The organism is Pseudomonas sp. FSL R10-1350 (genome assembly GCF_009600525.1).
GTDB classification, from domain to species: Bacteria; Pseudomonadota; Gammaproteobacteria; order Pseudomonadales; family Pseudomonadaceae; genus Aquipseudomonas; species Aquipseudomonas helleri.
Window position 1 is genome coordinate 1 of the sequence record NZ_WIVR01000100.1, and the last position, 10387, is coordinate 10387.

Annotated in this window: 5 protein-coding genes and 1 pseudogene; all 6 read right to left on the reverse strand. The window is 58.1% G+C overall.

Translation table 11 applies throughout. The features are described 5' to 3' along the window. Positions 1 to 250: pseudogene (locus tag GHO25_RS24410) on the reverse strand (hypothetical protein); the annotation flags it as partial. 183 nt (positions 251 to 433) lie between these two features. Continuing rightward, positions 434 to 1909, reverse strand: a complete 1476-nt coding sequence (gbpA, locus tag GHO25_RS24415) for an N-acetylglucosamine-binding protein GbpA (protein WP_153330854.1) — start codon at positions 1907 to 1909, stop codon at positions 434 to 436. A 329-nt stretch (positions 1910 to 2238) separates the two neighbouring features. After that, positions 2239 to 3306 carry a uroporphyrinogen decarboxylase gene (hemE, locus tag GHO25_RS24420; RefSeq protein WP_048366706.1) on the reverse strand — a complete coding sequence of 356 codons (1068 nt, stop codon included), beginning with the start codon at positions 3304 to 3306 and terminating at the stop codon, positions 2239 to 2241. A 194-nt stretch (positions 3307 to 3500) separates the two neighbouring features. Next, positions 3501 to 4919, reverse strand: coding sequence for an FAD-dependent oxidoreductase (locus GHO25_RS24425; protein WP_153393024.1), 1419 nt, complete (start codon positions 4917 to 4919; stop codon positions 3501 to 3503). Between the two features lie 125 nt (positions 4920 to 5044). Continuing rightward, the gene (gene gltB, locus GHO25_RS24430; protein ID WP_153330856.1) at positions 5045 to 9493 is read right to left on the reverse strand and encodes a glutamate synthase large subunit; all 4449 of its coding nucleotides are present in this window, start codon (positions 9491 to 9493) and stop codon (positions 5045 to 5047) included. 475 nt (positions 9494 to 9968) lie between these two features. Beyond that, positions 9969 to 10387, reverse strand: a 419-nt coding sequence (locus GHO25_RS24435; protein ID WP_178110218.1) for an SPOR domain-containing protein, incomplete at its 5' end; no start/stop codon positions are given.

Below are 10387 nucleotides of genomic sequence, written 5' to 3' on the forward strand. Positions count from 1 at the left end.
GCTCGGCGCTGTGTGCCAATGCGCCTTCAGGCGCAAGGCCCAGCACGCTGGCGATGGCCTCTGGCTGAAAAGGCTCAAGCGCAGGTGCGGGCGCCGGGCGAGCCGGGGCGATAACCGGCGCGGCCAGTGCCTGGCGGTATAACCACTCTTGCCAGGCTAAGTGCCCGCCATATCCGAAACACGCCCCCCACAGCAGCACCTTCAAGATGAGCGGTAAGTGGCGAGTTATGGCACCCGAAAAATTATTCAAAACCTTTTCATCTGTAAGCCATTAATAAATAAAAAATCACTCACTGTTAAAACGAACCGTATAGGAGCGAGCTTGCCTCGCGATCTTTTGATTGTTTTAAAAGATCGCGAGACAAGCTCGCTCCTACAGTTGTCGGTGGATAACGATTAAATTAAAAACGTTATCCAGACTTGATACGTGGAGTTACTTCTCAGTCCACGCCATGTTCCAGCTCGCACCAACGCCCGGTTCGAAACCATTGGCATTCGGGTTGTATTGAATGCAGTAGCCCGAATTCGGGAACGGCTGGCACTCATAGACTTTGTCGTTTTTAGGTTGAAGCACCAACGTGCCCGCCTTGTAACCGGCAATGCCTTCAGGGAACACGAAGTCATATTCCTGAGCACCGCCTTCGCCGGTCAGGTTGATCGACTTGAGGTCCTGGAAGTTTTCACGACCATCCTGGCTGGTCGCAATCAGTTTCAAGGAGTGCTCGCCCGGTGCGCTGGTCACCGCAATGCTGACCGGCGACGTGGTAGCGCTGACGGTTTGCTTGGTGTAGCCCACTTGTTTGTGGGTGGCGTTGAACACCGTGGCTTCAAGCGTGACATTTTTGTTGGTCATCACCGTGAAGCCAACAGTGCCCTTGCCTTTGACCAGCACGTACTCCGGCGCCACATCATGCAGGTGCAGGTAAGCACCCGGGTCTGGCACCATCACGGTCTGCATTTCGTAGCGGGTAACGCCGCTCTCGGCCTTCACGTAAAGGGTGTTTGCGCCTTTGATCGGCTCAATGTCACCGTTTTCATTGCGTACTCCTGCACGTACCAAAGGCTTGTTCGCCGCGTTCACGGTTTCTGCCAATTTGTAGGACCAGTTGGCCGGCTGGCCTTCTTCTGGTTTTTCAATGGTGACGCCGAAGCTGTATTCAGCGCTTTCGGAGCTGCCGGTAAAGGCACGTGCCTTGACCGAATCGCCTGGCTGCAATGCCTGGGTTTGCGAGATCGAACCGACGTTTTTCCAGCCATCCGGGTCTGCGCTCTGCGCGGTGATGTTGACATCCACAACGTCATAAAACGAAGCGGCAGTGTCATCAACCGTCCAGACACCCAGAATAATGTGGTGACCGCTGCGGTCTGTCGGGATCGAGCAGGTGTGTTTGTCTTTGGCCGGGCCTGTACCGCCCGCAGCGCCGTCGATAGGCACGCCGCCGCCACCTTCAACCTGGCAGAACGGTGTCAGTTCAAAGCTGTCGCGGGAGATCGGCAGGTTGGGGTTCCAGCCACCTTTAGTGATGAAGTACTGCCAGCGTGTACTTTTATGGGCAGCGGTATAGAACCAGCTGAAGTCGATGGTGTGGTCCTTGATTTCAGTCAGGTGCCAGCGATTGGCCGACTGGGCGTCCAATGCCGCGAAGCTGGCATGGCCACCGCTTGCGATCTTGCCGTCGGCCGGACCGAACTCAGGGAACCCCTTAGGGGCTTCGCCAACGGTCTGCGGTTCATACTGAGCTGCACCGCAGTCAATGTTCAGCCCTTGCTGACATGCATAAGCCCGCGATGGAGGGGAGTTCATGTAACCGTGAGCAGCTGCCTGTTGAGCCGTAAACAGGGTAGCCATCAGCGTTAAGGATGATGCGCACAGCATCAAATTGCGGGACTTTGACAGTGCAATAGCCATATAAGCCTCATTCTATTTTTTATATAAATGATAAAAATTGCGCTCTCTGTTAAACGCACAACGATATAAACAACGCGATATGACAGAGAGAGCCCTACCACGGGCAACTACAACAAACTAAGAAACTTCCTACGTGACAGCCTGAAAGTTTTAAATAATTCATGGCCGCCCGAAATCAGGGTGGGAAATTTTACTTATTCTGATATTTAAATATGTAGGACTCTTCCTAAATACATATAAGGGAAGTCTGAATTATTTTATTTACACGCATAAAAAAACGCCCGGCATTAACCGGGCGTTTTAGCGAGGGTCACTTCCAACAACTGCACTTACTCGTGGTATTGCCCCGAGAACTCATGCACAGCGCTGATAAACGCACCGGCGTGTTCAGGTTTAACTTCCGGGGTAATGCCGTGGCCCAGGTTAAACACATGGCCCGAACCTTTGCCGTAACTGGCGAGAATGCGTTTAACCTCGGTGCGGATGGCCTCGGGGTTCGCGTACAGCACGGTCGGGTCCATGTTGCCTTGCAGGGCCACTTTGTTGCCCACGCGGCGGCGGGCTTCGCCCAGATCGCAGGTCCAGTCCAGGCCCAGCGCATCGGCGCCGGCATCAGCAATGCTTTCCAGCCACAGGCCGCCATTTTTGGTGAACAGGATCACCGGCACTTTGCGACCTTCGTGCTCGCGGATCAGGCCGCTGACGATTTTGCGCATGTAGGCCAGGGAGAACTCTTGATACGCCGCGGACGACAGGTTGCCGCCCCAGGTGTCGAAAATCTGCACCGCTTGCGCGCCCGCGAGAATTTGCCCGTTGAGGTAAGAGGTGACCGACTGCGCCAACTTGTCGAGCAGCAAGTGCATGGCCTGCGGCGTGTCGTAGAGCATGGCTTTGGTTTTGCGGAAGTCTTTGGACGAACCGCCTTCAACCATGTAAGTGGCCAGCGTCCACGGGCTGCCCGAGAAACCGATCAACGGCACACGGCCGTTGAGTTCGCGGCGGATGGTGCTGACCGCGTTCATCACGTAGCCGAGGTCTTTTTGCGGATCCGGGATCGGCAAAGCTTCGATATCGGCCAGGGTGCTGACGACCTTTTTGAAACGCGGGCCTTCGCCGGTTTCAAAATACAGGCCTTGGCCCATGGCATCAGGAATGGTCAGGATGTCGGAAAACAGGATGGCCGCGTCCAGCTGAGGGAAGCGGTCCAGAGGCTGCAGCGTGACTTCACAGGCGAATTCAGCATTCTTGCACAGGCTCATGAAGTCACCGGCCTTGGCGCGGCTGGCACGGTATTCCGGCAAGTAGCGGCCGGCCTGACGCATCATCCAGACAGGCGTTACGTCTACGGGTTGCTTGAGCAAAGCGCGAAGGAAACGGTCATTCTTGAGATCAGTCATGTCTGCATCCGGAAAAAAAGTGGGGGCATTTTCTCAGAGACAGACGCAAAAGGCACGGCAAGAGCCGTGCCTTTTATCTATCGGGGCGATTTGACGCGGGGGTGATGCACTGTTTGCTGTAGGAGCGAGCTTGTCTCGCGATCTTTTTAAAGATCAAAAGATCGCGAGGCAAGCTCGCTCCTACAGGATTTAGGTTAGACGCCCAGGTAGTCCATGATCCCTTCTGCCGCGGTGCGGCCTTCGAAGATCGCGGTCACCACCAGGTCAGAACCGCGCACCATGTCGCCACCGGCAAAGATCTTCGGGTGGCTGGTCTGGTGCTTGAACTGCGACTGCTCAGGCGCAATCACGCGGCCCTGGCTGTCGGTGGCGATGTCGAACTGCTCAAACCACGGCGCCGGGCTCGGGCGGAAGCCGAACGCGATGATCACGGCGTCTGCCGGGATGATCTCTTCGGAGCCCGGAATCGGCTCAGGGCTGCGACGGCCACGGGCGTCCGGCTCGCCGAGACGGGTCTCGACCACTTTCACGCCTTCAACTTTGCCGTCACCGACAATCGCAATCGGCTGACGGTTGTAGAGGAATTTCACGCCTTCTTCCTTGGCGTTTTTAACCTCTTTGCGCGAACCGGGCATGTTGGCTTCGTCACGACGGTACGCACAGGTCACCGACTTGGCGCCCTGGCGGATCGAGGTCCGGTTGCAGTCCATGGCGGTGTCACCACCGCCCAGCACCACGACCTTTTTGCCTTTCATGTCGACGAAATCTTCCGGCGTTTTTTCAAAGCCCAGGTTGCGGTTGACGTTGGCAATCAAGAAATCCAGCGCGTCGTGCACGCCCGGCAAGTCTTCACCGGCAAAACCACCTTTCATGTAGGTGTAGGTGCCCATGCCCATAAAGACCGCGTCGTACTCGGCCAGCAGTTCTTCCATGCTGATGTCTTTACCGATTTCGGTATTGAGGCGGAACTCGATACCCATGCCGGTGAAGACTTCGCGGCGATTGCTCAGTACGGTTTTCTCCAGCTTGAACTCCGGGATGCCGAAGGTCAGCAGACCGCCGATTTCCGGGTTCTTGTCGAAGACCACCGGGGTCACCCCGCCACGCACCAGCACGTCAGCGCAGCCCAGACCCGCAGGCCCGGCGCCGATGATTGCCACGCGCTTGCCGGTCGGCACCACTTTGGACATGTCCGGGCGCCAGCCCATGGCGAAGGCGGTGTCGGTGATGTACTTCTCAACCGAACCGATGGTCACCGCGCCAAAACCGTCGTTGAGGGTGCAAGCACCCTCGCACAGACGGTCTTGCGGGCACACCCGGCCGCACACTTCGGGCAGGGTGTTGGTTTGGTGCGACAGTTCAGCGGCGGCGAGGATGTTGCCCTCGGCCACCAGTTTGAGCCAGTTGGGAATGAAGTTATGCACAGGGCATTTCCATTCACAGTAAGGGTTACCGCACCCCAGGCAGCGGTGGGCCTGGTCGGCCGACTGCTGGGGTTTGAAAGGTTCGTAGATTTCCACGAACTCTTTTTTGCGTTGACGTAACAGTTTCTTCTTCGGATCTTTGCGCCCGACATCGATGAATTGGAAGTCGTTACTTAGACGTTCGGCCATCTTCAAAACCTCTTTACGACAGCTACAAGCTTCAAGCTCATAGCTGCAAGACAAACACGTTTACCGGTACACCGCATTCTGCGTTCAAGCTTGCAGCTTGAAGCTGCAAGCTTGCCCCTGCATCGTTATTGCGGATTGGCACGGATGCTGGAAAGCAACGTTTTCAAGCTGGCAGCCTTAGGCTTGACCATCCAGAAACGACGCAGGTAATCATCGAGGTTTTCCGCGAGATTACGGCCCCACTCGCTGTTGGTTTCCTCAACGTATTCGTCCAGCACGTGTTGCAGGTGGTTGCGATAGGCTTCCATCGCTTCGCCGCTGATACGCTGGATCTCCACCAACTCGTGGTTCACCTTGTCGACAAACGTGTTGTCCTGATCCAGCACGTAGGCGAAACCGCCGGTCATGCCTGAGCCGAAGTTGTAACCGGTTTTGCCCAATACGCAGACAAAGCCGCCCGTCATGTATTCGCAGCAGTGGTCGCCTGTGCCTTCCACCACGGTGTGGGCACCGGAGTTACGCACCGCGAAACGCTCGCCTGCGGTGCCTGCGGCAAACAGCTTGCCGCCAGTGGCGCCGTACAGGCAGGTGTTGCCGACAATGGCGCTGTCCTGGGTTTTGTAGACGCTGCCCGCAGGCGGCACGATCACCAGCTTGCCGCCGGTCATGCCTTTGCCCACGTAGTCGTTGGCGTCGCCTTGCAGGTAGAGGTTCAAACCACCGGCGTTCCACACACCAAAGCTCTGACCGGCAGTGCCTTTGAAGCGGAACGTGATCGGCGCCTTGGCCATGCCCTGGTTGCCGTGAGCGCGGGCGATTTCACCCGAGATCCGTGCACCAATCGAACGGTCGCAGTTGCAGATGTCGAGGTCGAACTCGGCACCGCTCAGGTCGTTGATCGCCGAACGGGCCATGTCGAGCATTTGCTCGGCCAGCAGGCCTTGGTCGAACGGCGGGTTGCGATCAACCTGGCAGAACTGCGGCTTGTCAGCCGGGATGTGGTCGCTGCCCAACAACGGCGTGAGGTCGAGGTTGTGCTGCTTGGCGGTTTCGCCCGGCAGGATGTCCAGCAGGTCGGTACGCCCGATCAGCTCTTCAAGGCTGCGCACGCCCAGCTTGGCCAGCCACTCGCGGGTTTCTTCGGCCACGTAGGTGAAGAAGTTGACCACCATGTCGACGGTGCCGATGTAGTGGTTTTTACGCAGCGATTCGTTTTGCGTGGCCACACCGGTCGCGCAGTTGTTGAGGTGGCAAATACGCAGGTATTTGCAGCCCAGCGCGATCATTGGCGCGGTGCCGAAGCCGAAGCTTTCAGCGCCCAGAATCGCCGCCTTGATCACGTCGAGGCCGGTTTTCAGGCCGCCGTCGGTCTGCACCCGCACTTTGCCACGCAGGTCGTTGCCGCGCAGGGTCTGGTGGGTTTCCGCCAGGCCCAGTTCCCACGGCGCGCCCGCGTATTTGATCGAGGTCAGCGGCGATGCACCGGTACCGCCGTCGTAGCCGGAGATGGTGATCAGGTCGGCATACGCCTTGGCCACGCCAGCGGCGATGGTGCCTACGCCCGCTTCGGCCACCAATTTGACCGAGACCAGCGCTTTAGGGTTGACCTGCTTGAGGTCAAAGATCAGCTGCGACAAGTCTTCAATGGAGTAGATGTCGTGGTGCGGCGGTGGCGAAATCAGGGTTACGCCGGGCACGGCATAGCGCAGCTTGGCGATCAGGCCGTTGACCTTGCCGCCTGGCAGTTGCCCGCCCTCACCCGGTTTGGCGCCTTGGGCAACCTTGATTTGCAGCACTTCAGCGTTGACCAGGTATTCCGGCGTGACGCCGAAACGGCCGGTGGCCACTTGTTTGATTTTCGAGCTTTTGATGGTGCCGTAACGCGCCGGGTCTTCGCCGCCTTCACCGGAGTTGGAGCGGGCGCCCAAGCGGTTCATGGCTTCAGCCAGGGCTTCGTGCGCTTCTGGCGACAAGGCGCCGAGCGAGATACCGGCCGAGTCGAAGCGCTTGAGGATCGAGTCCAGCGGTTCGATCTCGTCGATGGCCAATGGCGTGTCGAGGGTTTTGACCTGGAACAGGTCGCGGATCATCGACACCGGGCGTTTATCGACCAGTGCGGTGTATTCCTTGAACTTGCTGTAATCGCCCTGCTGCACAGCAGCTTGCAGGGTGGCGACCACGTCCGGGTTGTAGGCGTGGTACTCGCCACCGTGTACGTACTTGAGCAGACCGCCTTGCTGGATGGCTTTACGCGGGCTCCAGGCTTCAGCGGCGAGCAGTTTTTGCTCGGCTTCAAGGTCGACAAAACGCGCGCCCTTGATGCGGCTTGGCACACCACGGAAGCTCAGGTTGCAGACTTCTTCGGACAGGCCAATGGCTTCGAACAGTTGCGCACCGCGGTAGGACGCGATGGTCGAGATGCCCATCTTCGAGAGGATTTTGAGCAGGCCTTTGGTGATGCCTTTACGGTAGTTTTTGAACACTTCGTAGAGGTCGCCCAGCACTTCGCCAGTACGGATCAAGTCGCCCAGCACTTCGTAGGCCAGGAACGGGTACACCGCCGAGGCGCCGAAGCCGATCAGCACGGCAAAGTGATGCGGGTCGCGAGCGGTCGCGGTTTCGACCAGGATGTTGCTGTCGCAACGCAGGCCTTTTTCGGTCAGGCGGTGGTGCACAGCGCCCACGGCCAGCGAGGCGTGGACCGGCAGCTTGCCCGGCGCGATATGACGGTCGGTCAAGACGATCTGGCTATGGCCCGCACGCGCGGCTTCTTCGGCCTGGTCGGCGATGTTGCGCACGGCAGCTTCAAGGCCAATCGACTGGTCGTAGTTGAGGTCGATGATCTGACGCTCAAAGCCCGGCAGATCGAGGTTCATCAGCGAACGCCATTTGGCTGGCGAGATCACAGGCGAACTGAGGATGACGCGCGAGGCGTGCTCTGGCGATTCCTGGAAGATGTTGCGCTCGGCACCGAGGCAGATTTCCAGCGACATGACGATGGCTTCACGCAGCGGGTCGATCGGCGGGTTGGTAACCTGCGCGAACTGCTGACGGAAGTAGTCGTACGGCGTGCGCACACGCTGTGACAGCACGGCCATTGGCGTGTCGTCACCCATCGAGCCCACGGCTTCGTAGCCTTGTTCGCCCAGTGGGCGCAGCACCTGATCGCGCTCTTCGAACGTGACCTGGTACATCTTCATGTATTGCTTGAGCTGATCGACGTCGTAAAACGCAGACCCGTGGTCGTTGTCTTCAATGGTGGCCTGAATGCGCAGGGCATTCTTGCGCAGCCACTGTTTGTAGGGGTGGCGCGACTTCAAGCGGTTGTCGATGGAGTCGGTGTCCAGCACCTGGCCGGTCTCGGTATCGACCGCAAGGATTTGCCCAGGGCCAACGCGGCCTTTGGCGATCACGTCTTCAGGCTTGTAGTCCCACACGCCGATTTCGGAGGCGATGGTGATGTAGCCGTTGGTGGTCGTGACCCAGCGCGCCGGGCGCAGGCCGTTACGGTCGAGCAGGCAGACCGCGTAACGACCATCGGTCATTACCACGCCCGCCGGGCCGTCCCACGGCTCCATGTGCATGGAGTTGTACTCATAGAACGCCCGCAGGTCGGGGTCCATGGTTTCAACGTTCTGCCATGCCGGTGGAATCAACATGCGCACGCCACGGAACAGGTCAATGCCGCCGGTGACCATCAACTCAAGCATGTTGTCCATGCTGGAGGAGTCAGAACCCACGCGGTTAACCAGCGGGCCGAGCTCGTCGAGGTCGCCGATCAGGTCATTGGCAAACTTGGTGCGACGGGCCTGCGCCCAGTTGCGGTTGCCGGTGATGGTGTTGATCTCGCCGTTGTGGGCGAGAAAGCGGAATGGCTGAGCCAGCGGCCATTTCGGCAATGTGTTGGTGGAGAAGCGCTGGTGGAACACGCAGATGGCGGTTTGCAGGCGCTCGTCGCTAAGGTCTGGATAGAAGGCGGTCAAGTCCGCCGGCATCATCAGGCCTTTATAGATAATGGTCTTGTGAGAAAAGCTGCAGATGTAGTGGTCGGTGTCCGCTGCGTTGGCCACCGAGGAACGGCGACGGGCGCTGAACAGCTTGATCGCCATGTCCTGATCGCTGAGGCCGTCGCCTGCGATGAACACTTGCTCGATTTGTGGCAGACGCTCCAGCGCCAGACGACCCAGCACGCTGGTATCAATCGGGACTTTGCGCCAGCCCACCAATTGCAGGCCCGCCGCGAGGATTTCGCGGTTCATGTGGGCGCGGGCCGCTTCGGCCTTGATCGGGTCCTGGTTAAAAAACACCATGCCGACCGCATATTGCTTGGGCAAATCAGTGCCGAACTGTTCTTTGGCGACTGCACGCAAGAACTGATCGGGCTTTTGAATCAGCAGGCCACAACCGTCACCGGTCTTGCCGTCTGCGTTGATCCCACCGCGGTGGGTCATGCAGGTCAGGGCCTCAATGGCGGTTTGCAATAGGGTATGACTGGGTTCGCCCTGCATATGGGCTATCAGGCCGAAACCACAGTTATCCTTGAATTCATCGGGGTGGTACAGACCTGCTTTCATAGACACTTTCTCACCAGGCTGCCCCAAAAAGGGGCAAATTTCTTTTTAATTCAACCACCTGCTTTCCGCGCTGAACGTACGCCAGCTTAGCGGTAGCAAAAGGGTGGCCATTTTACACACCGTCGCAAAGACCCACAAATTAAGCGGCGATTAACCGTAAATTTATGTCGCATTGATGAAGGTTTAAAGCGATTGCTCGTGCTAGTCAAAACATTTTTGATGTTGACCGCCGCACGGCGCAGACACCACAACGCATGCGACTCGATTAAGTCGCATGCTGGGCGAATATTTTGATGGGTAAAGGTCTGTACGAAATGTTTTCGAGCGTAGGTCAGGCAAGGCGAAAACAGGCGAGGAAGCGGAGTTTACGGGTTGTAAATGAGCATTCCGAGCCTGTTTTCAACGCCGCATAACCGAGCGCAGATACATTTCGTGCAGAGCCTAGAACGGCGACCTGGGTAAAGTCGCCGTCTCATCAGCGAGCTGCTGCCAGTTCTTGTTGGACGCTGGCGACAGTGCGAGGCCAAGGTTTACCAGCCTGCGTCTTCGCTGGCAAGTTCTTGATTGCCGCAGTAGCGGCGGCATGGCTTGGGAAATTACCGTAAGTCACGACGTACAGCGGCTTGCCGTTCAAGGATTTCTTGAAATAACGGGCTTCGCCACCCAACTCTTTTGCGACATTTTGCGCTGACGCTTCAGAGCTGGTGCCGACGATCTGCACGACGTAGTTGCTGGCCGGTTGGCTGGCGTACCAGCTACCGCCCGGTGCAGCCTTGGCCACAGTCACCGGCTTCTCAGCAGGTTTGGCGGCAGGCTTGGGAGCCGGGGCCGGAGCGGGCTTGGCGGCTGGCGCAGGTGCAGGTTTGGTCGCTGCCACCGCTGGAGCCGGTGTTG